At 37.5% G+C, this 25,057-nt stretch carries 25 protein-coding genes and 1 pseudogene; 4 read left to right on the plus strand and 22 right to left on the minus strand.

Annotated features, from left to right (window positions below):
• The 11 genes from GXK58_RS22095 to GXK58_RS22145 form a co-directional block, all read right to left on the minus strand.
• Nucleotides 1–351: a rhodanese-like domain-containing protein gene (locus GXK58_RS22095; RefSeq protein ID WP_160725348.1), complete on the minus strand. Its 351-nt coding sequence runs from the start codon at nt 349–351 to the stop codon at nt 1–3.
• Between the two features lie 183 nt (nt 352–534).
• A complete protein-coding gene (locus GXK58_RS22100) occupies nt 535–1,050 on the minus strand; it encodes a hypothetical protein (RefSeq protein ID WP_160725349.1) in 516 nt (171 codons plus the stop codon).
• Nucleotides 1,051–1,532: 482 nt separating this feature from the next.
• Nucleotides 1,533–2,054: a CBO0543 family protein gene (locus GXK58_RS22105; protein ID WP_160725350.1), complete on the minus strand. Its 522-nt coding sequence runs from the start codon at nt 2,052–2,054 to the stop codon at nt 1,533–1,535.
• Nucleotides 2,055–2,389: 335 nt separating this feature from the next.
• Nucleotides 2,390–3,478, minus strand: coding sequence for an SIS domain-containing protein (locus GXK58_RS22110; protein ID WP_160725351.1), 1,089 nt, complete (start codon nt 3,476–3,478; stop codon nt 2,390–2,392).
• A gap of 50 nt (nt 3,479–3,528) precedes the next feature.
• Nucleotides 3,529–4,179, minus strand: coding sequence for a hypothetical protein (locus GXK58_RS22115; protein ID WP_160725352.1), 651 nt, complete (start codon nt 4,177–4,179; stop codon nt 3,529–3,531).
• On the minus strand, nt 4,172–4,894 hold the full coding sequence (locus GXK58_RS22120; RefSeq protein WP_160725353.1) for an N-acetylmannosamine-6-phosphate 2-epimerase: 723 nt from the start codon (nt 4,892–4,894) through the stop codon (nt 4,172–4,174). Before GXK58_RS22120 ends, GXK58_RS22115 begins: the two co-directional genes overlap by 8 nt.
• Before the next feature lie 12 nt (nt 4,895–4,906).
• Complete coding sequence (locus GXK58_RS22125) at nt 4,907–5,731, minus strand: PTS system mannose/fructose/sorbose family transporter subunit IID (protein WP_160725354.1); 825 nt, start codon at nt 5,729–5,731, stop codon at nt 4,907–4,909.
• Nucleotides 5,731–6,471 (minus strand): PTS mannose/fructose/sorbose/N-acetylgalactosamine transporter subunit IIC, encoded by a 741-nt coding sequence (locus GXK58_RS22130; protein ID WP_202171428.1) that lies wholly within the window; start codon nt 6,469–6,471, stop codon nt 5,731–5,733. Before GXK58_RS22130 ends, GXK58_RS22125 begins: the two co-directional genes overlap by 1 nt.
• A gap of 18 nt (nt 6,472–6,489) precedes the next feature.
• Complete coding sequence (locus GXK58_RS22135; protein ID WP_160725355.1) at nt 6,490–6,984, minus strand: PTS sugar transporter subunit IIB; 495 nt, start codon at nt 6,982–6,984, stop codon at nt 6,490–6,492.
• Entirely contained in the window at nt 6,977–7,393 is a 417-nt protein-coding gene (locus GXK58_RS22140) for a PTS sugar transporter subunit IIA (protein WP_160725356.1), read from the minus strand. The genes GXK58_RS22135 and GXK58_RS22140 overlap by 8 nt, the downstream gene beginning before the upstream one ends.
• Before the next feature lie 72 nt (nt 7,394–7,465).
• On the minus strand, nt 7,466–8,536 hold the full coding sequence (locus GXK58_RS22145; protein ID WP_160725357.1) for an SIS domain-containing protein: 1,071 nt from the start codon (nt 8,534–8,536) through the stop codon (nt 7,466–7,468).
• Nucleotides 8,537–8,990: 454 nt separating this feature from the next.
• Between GXK58_RS22145 and GXK58_RS22150 the strand changes: the two genes are divergently transcribed.
• Nucleotides 8,991–9,704 carry a GntR family transcriptional regulator gene (locus GXK58_RS22150; RefSeq protein ID WP_160725358.1) on the plus strand — a complete coding sequence of 238 codons (714 nt, stop codon included), beginning with the start codon at nt 8,991–8,993 and terminating at the stop codon, nt 9,702–9,704.
• 175 nt (nt 9,705–9,879) lie between these two features.
• On the opposite strand, the gene GXK58_RS22155 is transcribed toward GXK58_RS22150, so the two are convergent.
• The 5 genes from GXK58_RS22155 to GXK58_RS22175 form a co-directional block, all read right to left on the minus strand.
• Nucleotides 9,880–11,130: a DUF4153 domain-containing protein gene (locus GXK58_RS22155; protein WP_160725359.1), complete on the minus strand. Its 1,251-nt coding sequence runs from the start codon at nt 11,128–11,130 to the stop codon at nt 9,880–9,882.
• 26 nt (nt 11,131–11,156) lie between these two features.
• Nucleotides 11,157–11,372: a helix-turn-helix domain-containing protein gene (locus GXK58_RS22160; protein WP_160725360.1), complete on the minus strand. Its 216-nt coding sequence runs from the start codon at nt 11,370–11,372 to the stop codon at nt 11,157–11,159.
• Between the two features lie 11 nt (nt 11,373–11,383).
• Nucleotides 11,384–11,866, minus strand: coding sequence for a DUF2975 domain-containing protein (locus tag GXK58_RS22165; protein WP_160725361.1), 483 nt, complete (start codon nt 11,864–11,866; stop codon nt 11,384–11,386).
• A gap of 346 nt (nt 11,867–12,212) precedes the next feature.
• Nucleotides 12,213–12,956, minus strand: coding sequence for a hypothetical protein (locus GXK58_RS22170; protein WP_237389751.1), 744 nt, complete (start codon nt 12,954–12,956; stop codon nt 12,213–12,215).
• A 463-nt stretch (nt 12,957–13,419) separates the two neighbouring features.
• Nucleotides 13,420–13,740 (minus strand): ribonuclease E inhibitor RraB, encoded by a 321-nt coding sequence (locus GXK58_RS22175; RefSeq protein WP_160725363.1) that lies wholly within the window; start codon nt 13,738–13,740, stop codon nt 13,420–13,422.
• 293 nt (nt 13,741–14,033) lie between these two features.
• On the opposite strand from GXK58_RS22175, the gene GXK58_RS22180 reads away from it, so the two are divergent.
• The 3 genes from GXK58_RS22180 to GXK58_RS22190 all read left to right on the plus strand — a co-directional run bounded on the left by GXK58_RS22180 (nt 14,034) and on the right by GXK58_RS22190 (nt 18,066).
• Nucleotides 14,034–15,623, plus strand: coding sequence for a spore germination protein (locus tag GXK58_RS22180; protein WP_160725364.1), 1,590 nt, complete (start codon nt 14,034–14,036; stop codon nt 15,621–15,623).
• A 33-nt stretch (nt 15,624–15,656) separates the two neighbouring features.
• The gene (locus GXK58_RS22185; protein ID WP_160725365.1) at nt 15,657–16,856 is read left to right on the plus strand and encodes a Ger(x)C family spore germination protein; all 1,200 of its coding nucleotides are present in this window, start codon (nt 15,657–15,659) and stop codon (nt 16,854–16,856) included.
• An 85-nt stretch (nt 16,857–16,941) separates the two neighbouring features.
• Entirely contained in the window at nt 16,942–18,066 is a 1,125-nt protein-coding gene (locus GXK58_RS22190) for a GerAB/ArcD/ProY family transporter (RefSeq protein ID WP_160725366.1), read from the plus strand.
• Between the two features lie 267 nt (nt 18,067–18,333).
• Here GXK58_RS22190 and GXK58_RS22195 read toward each other — a convergent pair.
• From GXK58_RS22195 to fdhF, 6 genes and pseudogenes are all read right to left on the minus strand, one after another.
• Nucleotides 18,334–18,417: pseudogene (locus tag GXK58_RS22195) on the minus strand (DnaB-like helicase C-terminal domain-containing protein); the annotation flags it as partial.
• A gap of 85 nt (nt 18,418–18,502) precedes the next feature.
• The gene (locus GXK58_RS22200) at nt 18,503–20,101 is read right to left on the minus strand and encodes a flavin monoamine oxidase family protein (RefSeq protein ID WP_237389750.1); all 1,599 of its coding nucleotides are present in this window, start codon (nt 20,099–20,101) and stop codon (nt 18,503–18,505) included.
• A gap of 191 nt (nt 20,102–20,292) precedes the next feature.
• On the minus strand, nt 20,293–21,108 hold the full coding sequence (gene fdhD / locus GXK58_RS22205; protein ID WP_160725368.1) for a formate dehydrogenase accessory sulfurtransferase FdhD: 816 nt from the start codon (nt 21,106–21,108) through the stop codon (nt 20,293–20,295).
• Nucleotides 21,109–21,130: 22 nt separating this feature from the next.
• The gene (locus GXK58_RS22210) at nt 21,131–21,481 is read right to left on the minus strand and encodes a DUF2294 domain-containing protein (protein ID WP_160725369.1); all 351 of its coding nucleotides are present in this window, start codon (nt 21,479–21,481) and stop codon (nt 21,131–21,133) included.
• A gap of 95 nt (nt 21,482–21,576) precedes the next feature.
• Nucleotides 21,577–22,056: a DUF1641 domain-containing protein gene (locus GXK58_RS22215; RefSeq protein WP_160725370.1), complete on the minus strand. Its 480-nt coding sequence runs from the start codon at nt 22,054–22,056 to the stop codon at nt 21,577–21,579.
• Complete coding sequence (fdhF, locus tag GXK58_RS22220; protein ID WP_160725371.1) at nt 22,056–25,028, minus strand: formate dehydrogenase subunit alpha; 2,973 nt, start codon at nt 25,026–25,028, stop codon at nt 22,056–22,058. Before fdhF ends, GXK58_RS22215 begins: the two co-directional genes overlap by 1 nt.
• Nucleotides 25,029–25,057: the final 29 nt, after the last annotated feature.

Below are 25,057 nucleotides of genomic sequence, written 5' to 3' on the forward strand. Positions count from 1 at the left end.
TTAATTTCTTTTTTGTGTATGTAGATACTCTTTCCAGGCAGTAATGCCGCCTTCTAGCAATGTGACATTATAGTTTTTTTCAGACAAGATTGTGGCACATTTTTTGGCAGAGTTTCCTGTTGTACAGGTTACTACGATTTCATGGTTTTTAGGTAATGATGCGACTTCTTCAACTCTCTTTTCCTCTAGTTCAAAAATCGTCGTTTTTGGTATATTAAAACTTTTAATCTTAGGAGCTTCAATGTGAAAATCATTGTATTTGTCCTCTGCACGGACATCAAGTATGTAAGTTTGGCCATTTCCTTTCAGTCTCGCTTCAAGTTCTTTTGGCGTAATCGTTTTTATGGTCAAAATCAACACTCCTTTTGAAGGTTTTAGTTCTTAGAATACCCCCATTTTTCTATGGAGTCCAGGATCGGAAGAGATATTGCAATCAATCCCTAAATCTAAGGAAAGCTTTCCCCAGAAATTATGGTGTTTAATAAATTAATTTATTCTGATATTTTGATACAAGGAAATAAAACTTAAGTGTTTTTATAATGATGTTTGAATACCAAACTTTTTCTTGTGGTAGTAAAGAAGGAACTCATAATAGAATAAGAATAAAGAAATAACTAGCAAATAGGTGGGAAAAGAATACACCAATTTCCAACCGTGATATGTAAAGATATGCAATCTTACAATGACAAATTCAAAACAAATCGCAACGAGGGACCAACATAAAATATAAAGTACAATCTTCATTCTCATCGGTCTAAACCATTCATAAAAATAAACACAAAGATAGCCAAATGGAGCATACACTCCGCTTAATACAATATCAAACACTTCATACTTTTCCGAATCATTTATTCGATATACATCATAAGGAGATATGGCAGCAATGCTATGGTCGATGATGTTTGGAATTGCCACACTTAATAGGACGATTAAGTAAGAAACTTCGGTGGGCATTTTTTTGGGCAGTCTTACCAAAAAAATACTCACAACCAGAACTATTATTATGAACCATTCATTTTCATCAAAGTGTTTCGGTAAGTATAAAAACATGGGTACCAAAACTCCTCTTAAATAAATTTTTTCCTAAATAGCATCCATAAAAAATAAGAAACGAATAAAATAAATGACTTTTCAATAAAAGAAGCGACAATATTCCACTTCACATCATGAAGAACTCCTAGTTTGAGCAAACCGTATTCATTAAGCATTAAAATAAATATGGCCACGAAAAGAATGGAGCATTTCGCAGATTTTCGATTGAATCTCAACGAGGCCTCAAAAAAGAGCACAATCAAAAGCGGAAAAAGAATTAATCGATCAAAGGCATAAGTCCAAAAATCCGCTAATTTCGTCGATACTTTTATCCAAGTTAAATTCACATATATAATCCAAGATAGCGGGTGCATGAGCAGCCATACAACAAGCCAAATAAAAATAATCTCAAACATATGCAATTTTTTTGGCATAACACAAAAAGATATGAGAATTAGTATAGTGATGGATGATATGATGGCTATATTCATAAACTCCCCTTATTTCAACAAGTTATGGGATAAATCAAATATATTCCATAAAATAATAAGCCACGTAATGGAAAATGCCCAAGCTAGCAGTGGTTTAGTATGATGGATTCTCAAAATGACAAACATAACAAAATCAAAAATCACTGACCACCAAATATTCCATCCGTAATAATGCTTAATCACTTTATAGTGAAGATTAATGCATTCCATCGCACTGTAAATGAGGACCCAGAAAAGAATCCAAAAGATTCGTTTACCCTTATCAACGGGAAATTCCCCTAGATAAATCATGATTGTAGAGGGATAAATAACTGCCATGACAAGGAAATTGATGACTAAATGTCCAAACAATATTTTCTCTCCAAATATCGTTTCTTGATATTCCCACATACGATGGTCATGGAATAAAGTGTTCTTCAAAAGGTCGCCACCAATAAAAAACAAGATGGTAGGGTAATAACTCCTCCAATTTTTCCAATCTCCCCATCTCATAGCTGCAAGTAAAAATAACATCGCATGGAAAAGATGCATTTTGTAACCACCCAACAATATTTCTTCATTATTATCATTATTTCTAAAGTGAAAGGGATTAGTCTAAAAAGATTTAAATAGTAAGATTTTCGAAGCATGATGGTACTTTAACGGCTTTAGAATCAGGAGACTATATGATTGAATATACTTTGCTTATTCGGAATCAAAGGAATGTAGTGATTGTTCTATTGAAACCTCCTTCACGCTGCTAATAAATTGAAAAAAGCCGTATATTGCTTGAAAAATTCAAGATACGGCTTTTTCCTATAAATATCGTTAAGGTATACTTATTTTTATCAATAGGGCTTACAAAACTCAGCTCATTACATGATGATTTAATAAGTATAACTCCCCATTTTTCTATGGAAACCAGGATCTGAAGAGATATTACAATCAATCCCTAAATCTATAGAAAGCTTTCTAGCAAGGACTTGAAATGGTACAACATATTCTAAAGAAGCAAAATACTGATGATTTTTAAAATCAAAGATTAAATTATGAGGATCCTTTTCAAGACCTTTATCAGAGGTAATAACAAAGTTTTTATTGCCTCTTTCCTTTTCAAAATAGTTTCTCATATTTATCATTCTATTGTGGTACTGACCTTCTGAACCAATATAGAACATGAAGGTATCTTGATCAATAGAATGATAAACACCATGCATGAATTCCTCTAATTCATATCCCGTTACACTATATCTAACCGCTTCCAGTACTTTTAATGTTCCTTCCATTAAAGCAGACTTGCACTGCTCATAGCCCACAAAGATCATTCTTCTAGATTTAATGAATTCCTCTTTATTATTGTTATACCAATCAACACTTTTTTCAGCAATAGCCGGGATATTATCGGTTGTATCAAGCAAATCGGATACATTGCTCTCATACTCTAAAGCAGTGATTTTCTTTGATTTTAAGCCAATGTTTAGAGCCAATAATACCAATGTAGCTACAGTTCCAATGTATCCTTTTGTTTTTGGCGCTGCATATTCAGGTCCTACTGAAATTTCTAAGAAACGTTCGGCATGATCAATAATTGGTGTATCTTGCTCAGCAGATGCAGCAATGGTTGCATACCCTTTTTCCTTAGCTTTATCCAAAGCTAGGATGGTAGATGTAGATCTTCCTGCATGAGAAATCCCAATGACCAACGTATTTGAATCTGGTAAAAATTCTTGGTCTTTAAAATCCATCGGATATTGAGCAATGACTGGTATGCCTAAAACTTTCTCCATCAAACTACTGGATGCTAAACCAGCATGATAACTAGTTCCTGATCCTACTAAATATATCCTATCTATATTACTTGAGAAAATGTATTCAGTTGCTTCTTTAAGAATCTCATCTTTATTATCTACAATTTTTCTTACTGCATCTTTTGATTCTACAATATAATCGTACATATCCCATGTTTGTTTATTCATTTTATTATCCTCCTCTTAGTTCAAATCCATGTTGTCCTGTCAATCGATATTCAGGTTCCTATTAATCTATCCAATTGTTTAATTTGTCCTTGTGATATAGAAAAACTCTTTGCTTTTTGGAGTAATAGTTTCGACTGATCCACATCTCCAAGAAATTCATAAAGCTTTGCAAGTCTAAAGTAAAGTATGACCATTTCGGGTAGTAGCTTTGTTTTTTCAATCTTTTTCTCCAAAACACTTATATAGTTCCTGTCATGATCAATATATATCGTTTTTAATTCATTCAATTCACGGTATAATTCTTGATTCGATTCTTGATCTATATGACCAATTAAGAAATTGTATATTTCTAATCCATCATTTCTGTGCCCGAAGTCTAAATAATAAGCATATACGGACAGTAGGATACTAACCAAGTCTTTGATTTTGACATTCGATTTCCTTAATTGCTCTGTTATCTCTTTTATTTGATCGTATTGGTTGGTGTCTAGATAATATTTTATTTTTAATACCATGATCGTTTTTGACGAAAAATATAGTTTAATAGGTACAGAAGACAACAATTCCATATATTCATCTTCTTTTTTATAAAGTTTATATTCCATCAATAACGACAAATATTTTTTGGTTATAACCTTCTTATATATAAAACTAGCGATAATACAGAAAAAAAATAATGAAGGTACTAAATAATTAGTCATGGTATCGCTTCAGCATTCTAGCAAATCGCTTTGCTGTAATATGAGGACGAGTGATAGCATTCCCAACGACAACTGCATAAGCCCCCATGTATAAACATTGTACGGCGATTTCAGGAGTTGAAACCTTACCTTCCATAATCACCTTTGTTTCTGTTCCTTTTACTGCATCCACAACATCTCGCAACATAATAAAGTCAGGTTCGTCCTTTATCGTTACTTGATCGAAGTAACCAGCCTTTGTATATCCTTGTAATGTAGGAGCTACAAAATCAGCTCCATACTCGGCAGCGATCATTGCATCTTCAGGCGTTGAAATATCTGCAAATATTAAAGCTTCAGGAATTTCTTGTTTTATCTCCCTTATGGTTTCATAGGAGTACTTTCCATCCTCTCTCTTATGTTTAGTTGCCTGAACAGCAATAATCTCTGCACCAGCCTTCCAAACTTCCCTGGCAGCATTTAGATCAGGTGTTAAATATACATCCTTAATATTCCTGTCTATTTTCCAAAGACCGATGATGGGTAAATCGACTGTTTCTTTCATTCTTTTTATGTCGTCCGGTGAATTCGCTCTTATACCGACAGCTCCAGCCCATTCTGCACATTCGGCCATTTTCACCGTCATTCCATCCATATAGTGAGGTTCACCCGGAATAGCCTGGCAAGAAACAATTAAACCGTCTTTAAGTCCGTCAATAATATCTTCTCTTCTCATCCTTACCTCCCCTTACTTTAAAACGCCTAAAACAACACCAATAATACCGAGTATAATCAGCCCAAACATGATCCAGGTTCCACTGACTCTCTTTTGTAGAAGACTATAGCAGCCAAACGTCACTAGTAAAGGCAATAATTTAGGCATGATCGAATCTAAGGTTTCTTGAACATTAATCTTAGCGTGATTAATGCTTATTGCAGTAGGTAATTTGATTACTACCATTGAAGCAATCAATGCCCCAATCACAACCAGGCCAAGAACTTTGGCTGCTTCTGTTAGTTTTTGTAACGTCCCATTTGCACTAATCTTAGCTAAAAATTCGCTTCCACCTTTGTAACCTATTCTAAATCCAAACCACCTTACCAATTCACTGGGGATTACATTCATCAAAAAGTATAATAACGGTCCTAAAATGCTACCTTTAAGTGCCAATGGCGCACCGATTCCAACACCAATTACTCGAAACGTACCCCAGAAAAATGAGTCACCAATCCCGGCTAGCGGCCCCATTAGTGCAGCTTTTACTGAATTTATGGAAGATACCTCGAACTCTTCTTCTTCGGCATTTGCATACTGTTCCTCCATAGCACAACTGATTCCGAGAATAAATGGTGAAGTAGATGTCGCACAGTTGAAAAACTCTAAGTGTCGTTGGTAACCTTCTTTAAGCTTTTCTTCATTATCACCATACAATTTATTAATAACAGGTGTCATTGCCCAGCCATATCCAGTCGACATCTGTCTCTCATAATTAAAACAACCGAGAAGTTGGTAATGTCTTAAGTAAACACTCATTAAGTCTTTTTTTGATAACTTCTTTGAGTTATTTTCCATTAGAATAATTCCCCTTCCATTGGCTTAAATTGATAATAAAGATAGGCACAGATTGCACCAAATACGGCAGCTCCAATCGTTGAAATATTGAAGAAAGCTACCAGAGCAAATCCGAGGAACAGAAATGCAGCGTATTTTTTATCAAAACTTAACTGCATCAACATCGCAACCCCGAGAGCTGGAAGCAGATTCCCCGATTGTGCTAAACCAGCTTGAATAACTTGAGGAATATGATCCACTATCCCTTTAATCACATCTCCACCGACCATAAAACCAATGAACACCATTAAAAACTTAGACAAGAAGTAAATGAGTGAACCTGACCAATTTCCAATTGCGATTCCTTTCCAGTTGCCTTTTGCAATCTGATTATCTGCATAATGGGCAAAGGTAGTATTCAATATTCCAACCCCGATTGCTACAAATTGAGCGAGTAAAGCGATCGGAATAGCTAATGCTAAAGTGGTCTGATAATCAGCGCCCGTTTGAATCGCTAATGCGGTAGCTAAAGCAGAGCCAACCACCACATCGGGAGGAGTTGATGTCCCGATACCAACAAGTCCCATCCAAACTAGTTCGAGTCCACCACCAATGATTAAACCAGTTTGAAAGTCCCCCATCACCAAACCAACCAACGGACCAATGATAATAGGTCGATCTAACATGTGTTGACCGCCTATTCTGCTTTCCATATAAACGACTGCAGCAATTAAGGCAATCAAAATCCCTTGAATAATCATTTTTTCGCCCCCACTTAGCTAATTAGTATGAAATGCTTTAAGGATTCCCTCATAATTCATTCTTTCTAAAGATGGTGTAACTTGAGCAAAAACTTCAATACCTTTTTCATGCAGCTTTCTAGCATACTCAAAATCTTCTATAGTCATTTTGATTTGAGGTAATGTTGAAAACAATTTATCTTTCTTTTTTAATCCTGCTGTCCCAATATTAACTGTTTTAATACTATCAACCTGTTCACTGACTTTATAGGCATCTTCTATACTTTCAGTAACAACAAAAAATTTTTTACCTTTGTATTTCTCACTATTCAGTAGACTTACGGATTCTTCGATATTTTTAATAATCAAACTTACCCCAGCCGGTTTCGCCAATTTCATCGTCATACTCATAAAGGCATCTTTTGAAGCAGCATTATTAGCAACTAAAATACAGTCCGGTTTCAGCGCACTAGTCCAGGAAACCGCTACCATTCCATGAACCAAGCGATCATCCACTCTTACTAAACTAATCATTAGTAAGCTCCTTCCCTTCCATTTCTTCGATTAATTTGTTCATGAACACTAGTTGTTCTCTTGACGATGTTACAAGCTGCTCAATCGTTTCCTCATTCATATTTTCAGTACTGAACACAAATTCCAAAAGAACCGATAGATTGATTCCACTAATCACTTTATAGCCAAAGGTAGTCATGTATTTTGAAGCAATTCTATTTACGCTGCCACCTGGAATATCTGTAAATACAATTAGAGGAGATTCGGATAAAGCTTTCACTTTCTCGATAAAGTCCTCTTCAAAATCGTTATGTTCAACATAGGCATTCATATAGTGCACATTATCTATTTGACTATTAAAAAACTTTACGGATTCATAAAATCCTTCCGCTAGACGACCATGAGTAGCGATTAAAAATTGATTAGACACTATAAAACTCCTCCCAGAAGAATGAATTCCAATTTGTATATAAATAAAGCGTTTATTTCCTGTATCAATCAATTATCTTACATGGGAGAAACTTCTTGTTTTATGTGGATAGATAGACGTGTCATAACCTATTGATTCGCAATTCCTAGCTGCCATAATTTGAAATGGCAATATGAATAAAATAGGACTAAATACCTTACTTACAGGGTTAGCTAGGTATAAGTCTTTACTCCTTAGATTAATATTTTGATTTGTGATAACAAATTGATGCTCTGTTAACTGATCTAAAAAAGACCTGAACTTATCGATTGATCGGATCTCTTCTCCCTCAGACGCAATCAAAAAAATATACTGCCTGGAGTCAAAGGCCATCTCATATCCATGAAGTAACTCTTCAAGTTCGTGGGCAGAAAGCGGTTTGTGAAATGTTTCATACAACTTTAAATATCCTTCCATCGCTGTAACATAATTATAGCCGTAGCCTGCGATTGCACCTTTTTCCATGGTAATTAATTCATATTTGTTCATCTTGTACCATTCTTCAATTTGTTGTATGGCAGAGGGCATTTGAATGATATCCGTTACCAACGATTCTATTATTTTTTTATACTCAAGCTCTGATAGATTACCAATACGCTTTCCGATTTGAATTGCCAAAAGGATGGATGTAAATACAGTAGAGGTATATCCTCTTGTTTCAATCGGAATCTTCTCTTTCCCACAATTTAAATGAATCGATAGTTTCGCTTCATTCGTGATGAAACTGTTTAAATCTTCGGTTAATGCTACTGTATGAATACCAAATAGATTCCCCTTTTTCACAGCATTTATAGAAGATACAGACGTTCCCGACTGCGAAATGGCAATGAGCATTGTTTCTTCTTTCTTATAATTTTTACTGAGAATTTCATATCTAGAAAAAAATGTAGGTATAGAAACGGATGTTTCAAAGTCTGTATATTGATCAAAATACATTTTCATTAATAAGGCCGCATGATAGCTTGTTCCAGATCCCGTCAAATACACTCTTTTAATTCGATTCTTATCTATCAAGCTTAGTAACGGTAGACAAGTATCATCTTTGGAGTCTAAGATTTTTTTTAGCCGATTGGGCTGATCGTAGATATAATCAATCATTTTCATTACTTAATCACTCCTATTAAACTTAACAAAGTCATTTCCATTAAACTTTACTAAAGATGCACACCTCCTTACGCTTAATTTCTCTTCTAAAAACAAAATATTCAGAAAATAAATACCATATCTTCCTTTACTGGAACTGCATTTGTTATAATACTATGTATATACAAATATGAATATGTATATGTTTTTAAATTTCTCTTCCAAATCGTTCATTCGATACCTTATCTAAAGAACGATATCTGATAGTACTCCTTTTGTATATGCATTGGTATTAAATTATGTATATACAAATATAAATATGTATATAGTTTTATTTCCTTTCAATACATTAAAGTTTCATAATACTATCAATACAGAATAAGCTATTATAACATTATGAAGAATTTTCCAAGTAGTGATGAGACAATTTTATTTGTCCATAATCTATTATCAAATTGAAAGGGGACCTAAATACATGAAAAATACCCCAAAATATACAATAGTTGAAGATTATTTAATTAATAAGATTAATACTGGGGAACTAAAAGTTGGTGATCAGATTGAAACGGAAGAACAGCTAGCTGAACTCTTTGGTTACAGTAGAATGACAATCAATAAAGCTCTAAATAAGCTAGTAGAAAAAAAACAAATCACGCGAATTTCTGGAAAAGGCAGCTTCGTATCATCCTCCCATGTGACAAAGTCACTGGAAAATCACTCTAGTTTTACAGAAGATATGAGGAGTATTGGATTTTATCCAGGATCAAAGCTCCTTTCTTATGAACTAATTAAATCTAACGAAATACCTGTGATATCAAAAAAAATAAATTTAAAAGAAAATTCTTTTATTCATCATTTTGTTAGATTAAGAATGGGTAATGGTACACCAATAGCTATAAGCTATAACTATGTATCTACAGAAGTCCTACCTGCAATTAATGTAGAAGCTTTAAATCACTCCTTTTATGATTACTTGAAATCTTTAAGCTATACAGTTCTTGGCAGTGAATTAGAGATGGAGGCAGTTTTGCCTACCCCTGAACAAAAAAAACTATTGCAAATCGACCAAGGTGCACTTCTGAAATCAAAAGCAATTACTACGGTTTCATTCGATGGTAAGGAATGCATTCTTGGATATTTTGAGACCTTTTATAATGGTGATCTCTATACATATAAATTTAATAGGTAATTTGATTGCAAGTATTAGATATCTCAAATAAGAGGTCACTCCAAAAGTTCAAAGATAAATGAAAAAGGGTGAACACCTTCAACTGGTGTTTCACCCTTTTTCATTTCGACTAAATTGTTGGGAAGTATCGCCTGATGTGTATTATCATTGCTTTTTAAGTTACACACTCTTCTTTTTATTTAAAAATTATAGGAAAAGTAAATGTTACGAAAGCTGCCCAAAGTCCGTAGACCGGCAAATACTTAGTAACGGCATCTTGGATCGTTGAAGGTCCGGATTTGTTTTGTAGAAAACGCATATAGGAGAGCATAATCCAAATTAGATTTGCCCAGATAAGTATGTTTACTCCTAAAACAGCAACTCGGTTAGGCGTAATCCCATAAGAAGAAAGTCTGAACACGATAGCTGACAAAGCCACACTGTCAATAATAAGTGCAAGAACAATTAAGGCAAAATTTATATAATCTGAAATGTTCTTTTTCTCGTCAGATCCGCTTTCTGTAATGGAAAATATGGTAACAGCCAATACACCAAGGAGTATTCCGTTAAATGCTATCAAGAAATTGCGGTCCAAGAATGGATTTTTTCCGACCCATATAACCGTTATAAGATAGACCAACAAAGTGACCAGAACAAGAGGACTAAAAATTTTAGCTATATATGGTGTAATATTCTTTGCAAGTTTCAGATGATTTGTTGATACCAGGTATGCAGCCACAATAGCGAGAGCGGCAGCTCCAAATAAAACAATATTACTAAAATAGAAGTCTTCTATATCTAAGCCTACAAAGCTAAATAACCGCATGGTCAATGCTGCTAGCACCATTCCGCTAACTGCCATGCTGGCATAGAGAATACAGTATTCCAGATTAAATTTAATATAGGCTAATCTTGTACTGCCTTTCGAGTATTCATTTCCTGTAAATGCCAGCCCTACCAATACCCATAAGAATATGGGAAAGTGTAAATAAGCAAGGATCATACTGTCTTTATAATTTAATGGCAGCATATTAAGATAAAACCCAAAAATTAGGAACAACGCTGCAATGGAATAAATAACACTTTTTTTCGGAGTATTATTGTAAATAAAATAGGCAGCAATAAAGGGAATAATACCAAAGGCCAAGTTAATTGGAGCAATTGCTTCCTGTTCGACAAAATGGAAGATGATCCTGGTGCTTATCCCGGCCAGAATGGCTAAAATGCCCATGAATAAGAATCCTTTCTGAATGAAGGAAGCTTTTTCTGTATTTGCCCTCTCCTTGAAATGCAATCGTTCATACCAAACGCCAAGAACCTGAGAATCCGGATTTTGTTCCCATGCGTGTGAGAATGACTTTTTAAAAGCTTTCGGGTCTTTTCTATATATTCTTTCCAGCTCATGAGGGTTAGCCATATTTTCAATAATCAAATTGTTCATTTCCATCGTTATACCTCCCCTAACCACATTATTTAACTGTCTTCGTCACTTTTGTATTCTAAAATATCTCCTGGCTGACATTCTAAAGCCTTACAAATTCCTTCTAAAGTGGATAATCGAATCGCTTTTGCCTTTCCATTTTTCAATATAGAAAGGTTCGCCATTGTTATTCCAACCTTCTCCGAAAGTTCTGTTACGCTCATTTTCCTTTTTGCTAACATCACATCAATATTGATTATAATTGCCATTGTTATTCACCTCAGACCGTTAGATCATTTTCCGATTTGATATCAATTGCTTCTTGTAAAAGTTTTTGGAGAACAGCCGCAAAGACTGCGATAACCATCGAAGCAAAAGGAACAACCAATCCGACAAAGATAACTCCTGGTGCGTCGTCTACTTCCGCAAAGATATAGAATAGCGGCCAAACTAGCAGATGCAAAATACTGATTGTAATTGCACAGTATTTGATTACCTTTAAAGCTCTCACAGATAAATCGGAAAAAGCTTTATTTTTGTCAATATAGCGTAAGAGTTTGAAAGCCTGATACAAAGCAAAGTAAAACGGTATCGACGATGCATCAAAAACGATGAAAACGAGATATTTGATAAAAGCAAACTCTGGAAGCAATTTTGCTGCAAGACCCGCCAGCTCAGGTACTAAAAAGATGCAAAGAGCAAGAACTGGAACACCTAAAAGAATAACAGCTATTTTTAAAAACAACGTTGTTACTTTTTCCATAAAAACCACCTCACTTATTATTCTGATTTTGATTTTAATCTATTTTTTATCGTTTTACAATAAATATTTATTAATTCAAATATTATTTTTATTGTATTTTTAGTTTTTTTATCAAAAATAAAAACTATTCCTCATACAGCTTCAATATTGGTATATGAGTCTTTGCGCCAGCAAGGATTTCCCTTTTTAAAATAAAAAAATCTTCCGTCTTGGAAGATTTTTTTATTGATTTTCTATATAGAATTAAATCGATAATACGAAGAGAGTTTGACGCCGAGTTATATGGAAGTTTGTTCTGCTCTTGTTTCAAGACCCAAATTTTGATTACTTTGTTTTTTATGTTCCACTATTTCAGTTCCCCGCCAAAAATGGCCACTGTTTGCCTGTCAGGAACAAACTCCTGACCGTTCCATTTCAATACAGTCTGTACATATCCCAGACTGTCCGCATTGTACCTGCCTGCTATCCTTTGATAGGCTTGGAGTTCATATAGATTATCTCTGTTAAAATCAATTGGATATAACCCAGACAAAGGATTCACCCACCCATTAATAGGAGCCTTTAAAATACCTTTGGGGTTATATATCTCTGATAAATATTCCTTCCCCTTATAAGTAAGGTCAAGAATATACTTTTCTCTTAAATGATAACTGATTACCTTTGCTCTATATTGATTTTCATATGTTACATCGTACTTATAGGAATCATAGAATGCATCTGAATCAAAAATCTGCCTTAATTGACCGTTCATATAAGAATAAATATACGCATAAATTGTGCCGCCGCTTCCTCCGGTGTCGATTACTACTAAAATATCATCGCCCTTTTTGCCAGTAAAATTACTTAGAAAAAGAGTGGGATTGTAGCCAGAGTTATTTTTAAAATGAATGTGATCATAAAGATGTGTCCTCCCATTTTGGACAACCAAAGTAATATCTTTCCAAAATGGACTATCAGGGGTTTTATTGGCAGTTAGAAAGACATTATCCTTTATCCCGTCTCCATCAATATCTCCCCTCTTGACTGTTCCTATGATTGGACGATTGGGATGTATTTGTCTTGAATCAGCTGATTGCATTCCTGCCCGCATTTCTAAAAGTTTGTGCTTCGAAGGATAAGGATCGGGAAAAGACAATGCCATATCAATTGTTTGCAGTGCTTCAGTTGTTAATCCGGCTCTGGCCTGCGTAGTAGCCAAACAGTACCAATAATAGGGATGATTCGTTTCACGTATTTTTTTGTAATAGTGATGGAGCTCTTTACGGAATTCATTGGTGTCCATCTGCAACCCACCTGTCTTATTATTCTCCATATAGATTTATGTACGAATTCACAGGAGCATTCCTAGGACCGTTCAACCCAAACAAGAAAACCAAAGGATTAAAGGGGTTCTACCTAAGGTAGAACCCCTCGTGACGCCCGTCAAACAAAAAGGCTGCCTCAGCAACCCAATCTAGAACTTTACAACTAGGTATGGAAGTTGTTTTTCTCCTTATAATTACATAAACCTCCATGAAAACAAATTACTGTTTCGATATCGAAATCCATAAATATTAATCGACAAAAATGCCCCAACCATCAGAATAACCACCAAGTGGTTTACTTAAGTTATCTAGTTTCTTCTGTATTTTAATTAATTCATTATAATTCAAAAGCATTCTTTTAGAGCAACAACATGCCCACTCGTCTGTTTCGTCGTCTTGCTCTAAGAAACAATTGAATCCTTCTTCTTTTAGTACATGCGATAATTTTTCACCTGTTGTTTGATCAGGCACGGCCACAAAAAATTCGACTGATTGTTGTTTTTTTAAATTCACTCCATCTTTATACAGACTTTGTAAAGCATCTCCATCAGCATCATTTGGAAATTTCATTCATTTTCCCTCCATATTCTTGCACTTTCAAAGTTATTATTATAATTCACTTATTTCTTTTCGACCAATCATAAGATCGAGCTTCATTCATTACCTGTATGCAACTCATATACAAGGTTAATTAATTTTTGATTATTCCTCATCCTTATGATGAATTAGCCACTGCATTTCCTTTGTAGGCAAAAAATCACCAAATACAAGGACGGTTAATTTGTGCAATTCTGTATACTTCCCCATTAATTGTAACATAATGAACTTTGAATAAAGTCGGTTTAATGGAGACTATGAGCGTGATGAATATGATGAAAAAAATGAAGGGTTTAATCAAATTTTTCTATAACAATCAACGTTCACTTGAAATTGAAGAGGATTTATTAAAAAACGAAGTACTTACGGGAGATTTAAAGAACGATACACAAGAATTTAATAAAATTTTCGAACGTTCCTCCGATATAGTATTTCGCAAATTTCAAGTAGGCAAACAAAACGGAACGCTGATCTTTTTAGATGGACTTGTCAATACAGAATTAATTGATTCAGATGTATTAAAGCCGTTGCTCAACTATGGAAATGATCAAAAAAATCCTCCAGGTCCCCTGCTGATTAAGCAATTATTTGTAGAACAAGTCATTACCGCAGCCCAAGTCAGCGAAGGGCAAACAATACAAGATGTTATTGATCATGTTTTATCAGGTGACACGGTCGTACTCATCGATGGAGTACCACAAGCGTTATTCATAAGTTTACAACAATGGGATAAACGAAGTGTAGAGGAATCATCAACAGAACCTGTGGTACGAGGACCCAGGGAAGGATTTACAGAAAGCTTACGAACCAATACCGTTTTAATACGGAGAAGACTGAAAACCCCTCAACTTAAGATGGAAGCACTAACCGTTGGACGATTATCGAAAACGAATATTGTTATAACCTATCTCGAAGGCATTGCAGATGACTCATTAGTAGCAGAAGTCCGTAAAAGAATAAATCGAATTGATATTGATGCCATCTTGGAAAGTGGCTACATCGAGGAGTTAATCTCAGACAACCCTTTTTCTATTTTCCCTCAAATGGCGTATACGGAACGACCTGATAAAGTAGCGGGAAATTTATTAGAAGGACAGATCGGTATTTTGATTGATACCACACCTTTTTGTCTCATTGCCCCGCAAACATTTTTTCAATTTCTACAAGGCACGGAAGATTATTATCTGCGTTTTCCTGTAGCTTCATTTATTCGCATCATTCGGTATCTGTTTTTAATTATCTCTTTGCTTTTGCCATCCCTTTATATTGCGGTCACAACATTCCATCAGGAGATGATCCCGACGAGTTTGCTACTTAGCGTGGCGGCATCACGTGAGACTGTTCCGTTTCCGGCGTTTGTAGAGGCGTTAATTATGGAAATCTCCTTTGAAGGATTACGGGAGGCTGGTGTCCGTATGCCGCGACCTGTGGGACAGGCTGTCAGTATTGTAGGTGCCCTAGTAATTGGTCAAGCGGCCGTACAAGCAGGAATTGTTTCAAATCCAATGGTTATGATTGTAGCACTAACAGGTATCGCATCCTTTATCAATCCAAGCTATAACTTAGGGAATTCTATCCGCATCCTTCGGTTCCCTATGATGATACTGGCGGGGGTCTTGGGATTGTATGGAATACTATTAGGGGCAATCGCCATTCAAATTCATCTTTCCCGTCTTCGCTCCTTTGGGGTGCCGTATTTTTCACCTGTAGCTCCTATGGATTCCGAAAGCATCCTGAAAGACGTGCTCATTCGCGCACCGCGTTGGGCTATGACGAAACGACCAGGGATAGGAGTAAATAATAAGACTACTCGTATGAGAGACACTCTGCGTCCTGGACCTCATCAGAATAAGTAAGCATCTAGACTAACAATAAGATGTGGAGAACATATGAAACGAATAATGACGTTACTTATCGTTATAGCACCTTTGCTGACTGGTTGTTGGAGCAGACATGAAATCAATGATGTCGCGATCGTACTTGGTGTAGCCATAGACAAGACAGACAATGGAAAACTCCGACTTGCTCTGCAAATTGCCGTGCCAAAGGCATCTGGAGGAGCCGGTGGATCTGGTCAGGGTTCTAGTTCGACAAAATCAACCATGATGGTATCTGCAGAAGGAGAATCGATCATGGAAGCCTATCGAATTATTCAAGAGAAAATCCCTCGGGAGATTTTCTTTGCTCATTGTCGTGTGATTATTGTGGGGGAAGAACTGGCAAGGGATGGAGTTTCTTCTGTTCTTGACTTCTTTTCAAGACATCGACAGTCTCACTTACGTTATTACCTTCTATTTACGAAAGGAGAAGCTGTTGATATCTTACATTCATCACCTCAGTTTGAATCGGCATTGGCAGAAGAAATTAGAGAAAAGGAAAAAACAGGAACTGGCGTTCGAGTTCGGGTTCGGGAGTTTTGGGAAAGAATGCTGTCGAATGGAGAAGAACCCGTTGCAGCCCAAGTTTCAAACTTACTCATAGAAAAAGGAAGCCAGAACGAAAAAAAGGAATCTGGAACATCGAAAAGAATTCCTAGTACTACTGGAGCTGCGGTGTTCCGAGGAGACCGATTGGTTGGTTGGTTAAATGATGAAGAAACCCGCGGGATCTTGTGGATTCGGAATGAATTCGAATCGGGAGTTATAGCAGTATCGATACCAAAGGAAAAAGGCGGCGGAAGGATAGCAGCTCAAATATGGAAAGTATCCACTAAGATCAAACCTATATTTCAAAATGGCAAGCTCAAAATCAAGATAGAAACTTATGGAGGAATAGAAATCTATGAAAACTCATCCAAGTTAGATTTAGGTAATCCAACAGTACTCAGTACCCTCCAATCGAGGTTTGAGAAGGAAGTAGAAACAAGAATTCATCTAACACTTGATAAGGCACAAAAAAAATTGAAGTCAGATATATTTGGGTTTGGACAAGCTGTAAATCGATCATACCCGAAGATGTGGGAAACGGATTATAAAAAAAGATGGAATACCATTTTTCCAGATACGGAAGTGGAAGTCGATTCTCATATAACCGTGCAGGGCACAGGATTTACTACAAAACCAGTGTTATTACCAGATCCCGCAAAATAAGCGACATTCTTTTTCATCCTCTTAAGAGCTAGCATCGCGCGTTTTACAAAACTTTTGTTATTACACTTAAGAATGGAGGAATGACATGGAACGGATTTCTGTTTTTCAGCTTTTTACACTCACTGTATGTTTCCAAATTGGAACAACAGTAATATTTGGCTTCGCTTCGTCAGCAGGAAGAGATGCATGGCTTTCCTCCTTAATCTCTATGAGTATAGGCATAATCATCATTGTCATGCATACGTTCCTTATGAAATTTAATCCTGGTTTAACGCTTGTGGAATGGTTTCCTGCGCAATTCGGGCGATGGTTAGGTGTGCCCCTTGCATGGTTGTACCCTCTTAATTTTTTGTATCTCGCCGGACGTACACTTTCTGATATGAAGTCGTTAATCCCAGCAACCCTTTTACCGGGAACACCATCATGGTTTGTCATTGCGGCCATGTTACTAGTTATTATCTATTGCCTATTTTCTGGAATAGAAGTGTTAGCACGGTTAATAGAATATCTATTACCCATCCTATTTGTATTTTTTATAATAGAAATTGTCCTGTTTTTTAGTTCAGGACTTGTCCATTTTAAAAATCTGCAACCTATTGTAGGTCAAGGCTGGGGAAAGGTGTGGTCTGCCGTATGGCCGACGGGAATTTCCATATCATTTGCGGAGACTCTGACAATAGCCACGATTTGGCCGTTAGTGAAAAAACCCGAAAAAATCATGAAAACAACGATAATGGCTACGATCGTAGCCGGTCTGACCATTACAGTGTTTACTCTGATGGAGATCACCGTTTTTGGGGGAGATATTCTTCAGCATACGCTATATCCCCTATATATGTTAATTAGACAAATATCACTGGCTGATTTTCTGGAGAATTTAGATGCAATGGTAGCTTTAACGATGATTATCACAGCTTATATTAAGATAACCATTTATCTATTTGTCGTCATTCGCTCGACTCAACTGTTGATGAACATGCGGAGTAGTGCATCACTAATCTTCCCTGTAGCATTTATTTCCTATTCATTATGCATGACCATGTCAAAAAATATCAATGAACACATTTATGCTGGTTTGATAAATGCACAGAAGACTCTTGGGCCAATCCTATTATATGTCATTTTACCGAGTTTACTGCTAATCGTTACGCTAATTCGAAAAAAGTGGTCAAAACAGCCAAAAGAAGCAGGAAAATACGAGGAGTTGTAGCATAAAGCATGGGTAAGTATCTATGGCCATGGCAAGCTCAAGTACTAATACATTATCCGTGGGCGATCTATGTATTTTTTATGATTTTATCCATCCCTTTGTCCATTATCGCCTGGAAACGACAGAAGAAATAAGGTTTTGGTGCAAGTTTGATCTTTTTCTATTAAATTAAGCTAACAGTAGTTTAAACATAACCTATCCCTGCCTCATGGACAAATCCTAAGCAATTTAGAATTCATTTTAGATCTCTAATTTGCATTATTATTAATACGACTCCCGGAATAAGAACAAAATTACATCGGCGTCTTGTCCCACAATGCCTGACTCACGGATGTCAGACATCATTGGTCGCCCTAAACTGTACCCTGGTAGGGTAGACACTATAGAAAGGTCTTCCCTATCGGGTACTTATATTTATAATGAATTTAAAGCGATTTCATGACCCATCTTTCATTTTTGGTGGATTATTATCGTTTTTCAAAAGATCCTCAAAAATCTCTTGTGCAGCTCTTTCACCCGACTCAACTGCACCATTTAAATAACCTGGATAATCAATGGATGTGTGCTCACCCGCAAAGAAAATATTTCCTTCCCTTTGCCCCAAAACACCACCAAATTTAGTATGCTGGCCAACCTTCAAATAGGAATAGGAGCCTTTAGCCCATTGATTGCTAAGCCAGTGATCAACAGTGGCTAGTCCATTCCAATTCCTTTTAATTCCTGGTAACACGAGGTTTAACTTGTCCAAAAATTTGTTAGCCCTTTCTTCTATTTTATCATTTGTTCGTGCAAACAGTTTGGCAGCCGGTTCTCCTCCTGTAAAGTTAGCAAGAATTCCTGATTTGCCTTGTTGGGCTCGTGAGGACTCGAATGTCTGCTGATAGCCTGCATCTGCAAACGTCTCTCCGTTATTTCCAAGCTCATTCCAAACCCTGCCATCGAATTGGACATGTAGTTTTGTATTAACACCCATACCCATCTCTTTAATCGCCTGTTTTTTTAACGGACGGAAGCTTGCACTCTCATAATCTATCGTTCTTAAAATACTAATAGGGATGGCTAGAATAACTTTGTCTGCAAAAACATCCCATTCCTTTTCCTCATTTTGAAAAACAAGCCGTATTTCATTTTGGCCATCATGTTCAATCTTTTTAAGCCGGGAATTAAATCTAATTTGTCCATTAAGATTCTTTGCTAAAATGACCGGGATCTGATCATTTCCACCCCTAACATGAAGGCATTCATCTGAATCCCCGTAAATTTGAAATTGCTCCCTTTGAGCAAACCCTAATAAATAAAGTAGATTTAATGCACTTTGCTTACTGGCATCAGCGCCATTTTCAATCGTATATGCCAATGCTAAAAATTTACCAAATCTCGATTGCATGCCTCCCGGGACGATTTCATTGATATAGTCAACAATGGACATATGATCCAGCTCAAATCCCCGCTCTGTATAGCAATGGTAAAGTGTCGTTTCACCTGCTTTTATTAAATCCGTTTGAAGTTTCGGGAAGATTTTTTTAAAATCCTCTGTCACATCTTTAAAGGAATAATCGCTCCCGTCAATAAAATAAAATGGTTTGGTCCCTCCAGCTTCCGCCTTAACTAAATGATCTAATTCTAATCCGAGCTCTTTTGCCAGCTTTTGAATCTCTATATGACAAGTATCAATAAATTCACCACCCCGCTCGACAACCTGTCCTTCTTTAAAATAGTCCCTTCTTGTCCAACAACGTCCCCCAACCCGGTCCGCCGCTTCATAAATAGTTGAATTCATCCCACCCTGTTTCAGCCGGTAGGCACAAGTGAGACCTGCCAAACCTGCTCCGACAATAACAATCCTTGGAAGCTTTTTTTCAACCTCATGTAATTTAGAAAACGACTTCTTTTCCTTTTCAATAGAAACAAAATCTATTTGAGGACAAATACCGTCCTGATCAGCAGCTTGTCCACTACATTTTTGACTTTTCCATTCTGTTTCTGCCAATAGAAATGATTTTTGTAGGATACTTGCTAATGCCGTCCGTGCCAAACAACCAACTCCTTTATGCAAAAAATAAAAACATGCTTTTTTTATTGAATAGCTATCGTGCGATAGTAAATGATCTTTCAATAAAATATGCATCGTTTCTTTTATTTGCTATAGGAAAGAAGCCGGTTTATACTCTAGGGTCTCTTGATTAAAACGTAAAAAGTGCCGCTTCAATTCTGAAACGGCATTTTCTACGTAAGTGAAAGAACACCCGGTATCTTAATACGATCCGGTCTTGTATAGATATTTAAAGTTTGACTTCGGAGAAAACCAACGGTCGTTATATTTAGCTCTTCCGCCAGATTAAGTGCCAATTCAGTTGGTGCTGATTTTGACAGAACAATGCCACATCCTATCTTGGCTACTTTTAATACTACCTCAGAAGATATACGACCACTAAAAACTATAATTTTATCTGAAAGAGCGATTGAATCCTGTAAACAATAACCATAAATTTTATCCAGGGCATTGTGTCGCCCTATGTCCGTTCTGTCCACGATGATTCCGTTCTGATCACAAAGTGCTGCATTGTGAACGCCCCCAGTATCCTGAAAGATAACAGAAGAATCCTGCATAAGCCGCATCAGATGAAAGCATTGGTCAATAGAAACTGTCGCATCAACCTTTTCCAGTGGCTTAACCGTTCTCTCATCATTATAAAAATAAAAACTTTGTCGGCTTTTCCCACAGCAGGATGTGACGACTCGCTTCGAATGAAATAGTTCATTTAGTTTGTTGACCTTATGCGTTTTTACAATCGCTCGACCTGTCGCTTCAATGAACGTAAGCTCCTTAATTTCTGCATAACTTCTAATGATACCTTCTGAAGCCAAAAAGCCAACGACTAATTCTTCTATGTGCTCAGGGCTGCAAACAAGTGTCGCGAATTCCTGATCATTTAGAACAATCGTAATCGGATATTCAGTGACAATGGTATCCGTTATTTTGTGTACAGCACCTGCCTCATACCGCCATATATTGCTTTTCCTTTTCATTGGTTGATTCATAGTTTTTCACTCCTACTTACTTTCACTCAATCGTCCGTTCAAAAACAAATACAGTCATGGCAATATCTTCTTTAATATCAATATCGGAAAATAACCGCAGTACTTTTGCCCCCATCAAGTTTTCAAATCTTAGAAGAACCTCTGGCCTTTTGTAGATTTCCTTTACGAAACTCGTTCTCGTTTTATGTACCATTTGCTCGCCATGTTCGGAAGAAATCATAAACTTCTCCACATTTGTCAGGTTCCCTTTCATTTCACTGATCGCCCATGAGCCGATAAATTTGGTGGTGATTTCCTTCGGACCATTTCCGACATATTCCTTCCGAATTTCACGAACAAGCATGCTAAATTGATGCTCCATATTCTTTGGCATTGGCTGTCCCCCCTGCTCCATTCCAGTTAGTTTGATATTAATGAGGAAACCCATTCATTTTGCAAAAACGAATGGGTTTGGTTTGGCTCGTCCCATTATTCTTTTAAGCCTTCACCCATGCCTTTTAACAGGTTAAATCCAAATCCTAGCGCACGATTAATATCAGGGTCCTTTATGGCCTTCATTAAGTCAAAGAGTCCAATCTTGTAATCCTCTTTTAACCCCTGCTCAGCCCTTTGTAATCCGGACGTCAGGCTTTTCGCGAGTTTGCCCGTTGTCTCCGGGTCCAGTTCTGTCAGTATACCTCCAGCGGCCATCGCATTATTGATCATGTTGGTGACGGGCTTTCGAGTAAGTTGGCCGACAGCAATTTTTGCTGCTTTCTCTTTCGTTTTGAGAAGACTTCCTAGAGTTTCTGTAATCCCGCTCTCGTGTAATTCCTGCAGCAGCATCAATGTCTCGAGAAGCGATTCTTTATTTTCTGCAACCCCCGAGAGAAGATTCTCCAGGGATTGCTTTTTCTTTTCTTCTTCTGTCAGTTCTGTCTTTTGAATGACTTTAATCGGTTTTGCCACTAAGCATTCCTCCTGTCATAGAAACCAGGTTTAATATGGTCGTTGACACTAGCAATCGGAACATAGTCACCGCGTTCCCACTTGCGGTAAATCTCAAGACCCATTTGCGGTGTCCGAGTCGCATTACGTGGATTGTATTTTGGAAGCGGGTTTTCACCTTTCAGTTCAAGCACTTCCATCCGTACTTTTACCTGTTTGTATGCTGGTGTATGTGTAACGAGATCCACTGCCCCGCCAGTCAGAAGGTTTACCGCACTCTCGTGACTTGAGGAATGCATTGGTACATACACTGTTTTGCCTTGCACACGATCGGTTACGAGGACTGGCAGCTTAATCGCTCCGTACGGTGATACCAGACGCACAAGTGAACCGTCCTTTACACCTCGTTCTTTCGCTAATTCTGGAGATACCTCCACGAACACTTTCGGGAATTTGTAGTTCAGTCCCTCTGATTTCTGTGTTAAGTTTCCTTCATGGAAGTGTTCCAAGAGACGTCCGTTATCAAGCGAGAGATCGAATTCTTCTGGGAACTCCATCGGAGGTACATATTCGAACAAGCCGAATCTTGCTTTTTTATCAGGGAAATTAAATCCGTCTGTGTAAAGCAACGGTGTGTTTGATCCATCAAGAGAACCCCAATGGAAGCTGTTCCAACCGTCAAGAACCTCATAGTTACACTGGCTGAAGAAAGGTGTTAAGCTAGCCATTTCATCAAAAATTTCACTTGGATGGGAATAATTCCATTCAAAGCCCATCTTTTTCGCCAACTGTGTAAAAATCCACCAGTCCGGTTTGCTATCGCCCAACGGCTGTAATGCTTGGTACAAGCGCTGCACGCGGCGCTCGGTATTCGTAAACGTTCCATCTTTTTCAAGAGACGGAGCCCCTGGTAAAATAACATCGGCAAATTGGGCGGTTGTTGTTAAAAAGATCTCTTGTACGACAAGAAAATCTAACTTCGCAAGCATTGCTTGTGTATGATTCGAGTCAGCATCAACCCATGCCATATCCTCCCCAGCAATGAACATCGCTTTCATCTCGCCTCTATCAACAGCCCCGAGCATTTCAATATTGTCTAGACCAGGATTTGCAGGGATTTCAACCCCATAAGCCTTTTCAAATTTTTCACGGATTTCTATATTTGTCACGGATTGATAGCCAGGGAAAATGTTCGGCATGGTTCCCATATCAGCCGCGCCTTGTACATTATTATGTCCGCGTAATGGGTAAGCACCAGCGTTTGGACGCATCATGTTACCTGTTGCAAGCAGCAGGTTGGCGATCGCAACGGATGTGTGGGATCCCGCAATATTTTGTGTGACACCCATTCCCCAACAAATGACTGTACCATCCGCATCACGGACCATTTGTGCCATTTGAATTAATGTTTCAGTAGCAATTCCCGTAATCTTCTCTGCCTCTTCCAAACTATAAGGCTCGATCATATTCAAAAACTCATCATAGTAATTCACGTGTTCTGTGATAAATTTCACATCATGCCAACCTTGATCAATGATATACTTCGTAATAGCGGAAAGCCATACATAGTCGGTCCCTTGTTTTGGACGAACGAACAAGTCTGCACGGTCCCCCATTTCATGTCTGCGCACGTCCACGGTGATTAATTTTTGGCCGTGAAGCTTTTGCGCACGCTTTATACGTGTAGCAAGTACAGGGTGTCCTTCTGCAGGCGCACATCCTACAAGGATGACAAGACCCGCACCCGCGATATCTTGAATCGTTCCAGAATCGCCACCGATGCCACCGGTTTGCTGTAATCCCCATGAAGCGGGTGATTGGCAATAACGAGAACAGTTGTCGACATTATTCGTTCCAAACACTTGACGAGCCATCTTTTGGATCAAGTAGTTTTCCTCGTTCGTAATTTTAGATGAAGCAATAAAACCAATTGCATCACTGCCATAGGTTTCTTTTATTCCGCCAAATTTCTCCGCAACGAGAGACAGAGCCTCATCCCAGCTTGCTTCCACAAACACATCGCCTTTACGAATTAATGGTGATGTAATTCTTTCTTGTGAATTGACAAAATCCCAGCCAAATTTCCCTTTCACACAGGTAGAAACACTGTTAACTGGCGCGTTTTCTGATGGCTCAATTTTAAGGATTTCACGGTCTTTTGTCCACACTTCAAAAGAACAACCCACCCCGCAGAACGTACAAACGGTTTTTGTTTTCTTTATACGCGTTTCCCGCATGGCTGATTCTACTTCTGAAACAGCCATGATGGTTTGATAATCAGGCTCAACTGCTTTAACAATGTCAATCATTGGTGTAAGCAGGTCATCAGAAATACCTGTCATAAATCCCGCATTTCCAAGCATTGATTTTTCCATTAATGCATTACATGGACAAACGGTCACACATTGACCGCAGGATACACAAGATGATTCGTTAATGCTTTTTCCTCCGTCCCATAAAACACGTGGCTGCCCGCTTTTCCAATTGATAGTCAGCGTTTCATTCACTTGAAGATCCTGACAAGTTTCCACACAGCGGCCGCACAAAATACATTGATCCGGATCATAGCGATAAAACGGGTGAGACATATCTACTTCATAGCCCTTCGATCGATGAGGCCGTGATTGATGTTCGATACCCATTATTTCCGCCGTATTATGGACACGACAATTTCCGTTGTTATTGTCACACACGGTACAGTATAATAGATGGTTTTCGAGAATACGATCCATAGCTTCTTCTTGTGCATTTTTTGCAAGCTCAGAAGAAGTCAATATGTCCATGCCGTCCTCGACCACTGTGGAGCAGGCACGCATAATGCTTCCGTTAACCTCACACATACACGTATCACAGCTCTGTACCGGACCAAGAACTTCGGAATAACAAATGTGCGGATGCTCCATTTCCTGTTGTAGTAAATAATCTAAGATACGAGTTCCATTTTCCACTTCGTGTGCTGTTCCGTTAATAAGAACATTCACTTTTTCTTTCACTGTAAGTCCTCCTTAGTAAATAACAGAAG

Origin of the sequence: Bacillus sp. USDA818B3_A, assembly GCF_009928415.1 — a bacterium.
Lineage (GTDB): Bacteria > Bacillota > Bacilli > Bacillales > Cytobacillaceae > Neobacillus.

Coding starts and splice junctions, on each gene's coding strand:
- GXK58_RS22100 (WP_160725349.1), bottom strand. CDS start 1,050: ATGTTTTTATACTTACCGAAACACTTTGATGAAAATGAATGGTTCATA.
- GXK58_RS22105 (WP_160725350.1), bottom strand. CDS start 2,054: ATGCATCTTTTCCATGCGATGTTATTTTTACTTGCAGCTATGAGATGG.
- GXK58_RS22110 (WP_160725351.1), bottom strand. CDS start 3,478: ATGAATAAACAAACATGGGATATGTACGATTATATTGTAGAATCAAAA.
- GXK58_RS22115 (WP_160725352.1), bottom strand. CDS start 4,179: ATGACTAATTATTTAGTACCTTCATTATTTTTTTTCTGTATTATCGCT.
- GXK58_RS22120 (WP_160725353.1), bottom strand. CDS start 4,894: ATGAGAAGAGAAGATATTATTGACGGACTTAAAGACGGTTTAATTGTT.
- GXK58_RS22125 (WP_160725354.1), bottom strand. CDS start 5,731: ATGGAAAATAACTCAAAGAAGTTATCAAAAAAAGACTTAATGAGTGTT.
- GXK58_RS22130 (WP_202171428.1), bottom strand. CDS start 6,471: ATGATTATTCAAGGGATTTTGATTGCCTTAATTGCTGCAGTCGTTTAT.
- GXK58_RS22135 (WP_160725355.1), bottom strand. CDS start 6,984: ATGATTAGTTTAGTAAGAGTGGATGATCGCTTGGTTCATGGAATGGTA.
- GXK58_RS22145 (WP_160725357.1), bottom strand. CDS start 8,536: ATGAAAATGATTGATTATATCTACGATCAGCCCAATCGGCTAAAAAAA.
- GXK58_RS22150 (WP_160725358.1), top strand. CDS start 8,991: ATGAAAAATACCCCAAAATATACAATAGTTGAAGATTATTTAATTAAT.
- GXK58_RS22155 (WP_160725359.1), bottom strand. CDS start 11,130: ATGGAAATGAACAATTTGATTATTGAAAATATGGCTAACCCTCATGAG.
- GXK58_RS22160 (WP_160725360.1), bottom strand. CDS start 11,372: ATGGCAATTATAATCAATATTGATGTGATGTTAGCAAAAAGGAAAATG.
- GXK58_RS22165 (WP_160725361.1), bottom strand. CDS start 11,866: ATGGAAAAAGTAACAACGTTGTTTTTAAAAATAGCTGTTATTCTTTTA.
- GXK58_RS22170 (WP_237389751.1), bottom strand. CDS start 12,956: ATGCGGGCAGGAATGCAATCAGCTGATTCAAGACAAATACATCCCAAT.
- GXK58_RS22175 (WP_160725363.1), bottom strand. CDS start 13,740: ATGAAATTTCCAAATGATGCTGATGGAGATGCTTTACAAAGTCTGTAT.
- GXK58_RS22180 (WP_160725364.1), top strand. CDS start 14,034: ATGAATATGATGAAAAAAATGAAGGGTTTAATCAAATTTTTCTATAAC.
- GXK58_RS22185 (WP_160725365.1), top strand. CDS start 15,657: ATGAAACGAATAATGACGTTACTTATCGTTATAGCACCTTTGCTGACT.
- GXK58_RS22190 (WP_160725366.1), top strand. CDS start 16,942: ATGGAACGGATTTCTGTTTTTCAGCTTTTTACACTCACTGTATGTTTC.
- fdhD (WP_160725368.1), bottom strand. CDS start 21,108: ATGAATCAACCAATGAAAAGGAAAAGCAATATATGGCGGTATGAGGCA.
- GXK58_RS22210 (WP_160725369.1), bottom strand. CDS start 21,481: ATGCCAAAGAATATGGAGCATCAATTTAGCATGCTTGTTCGTGAAATT.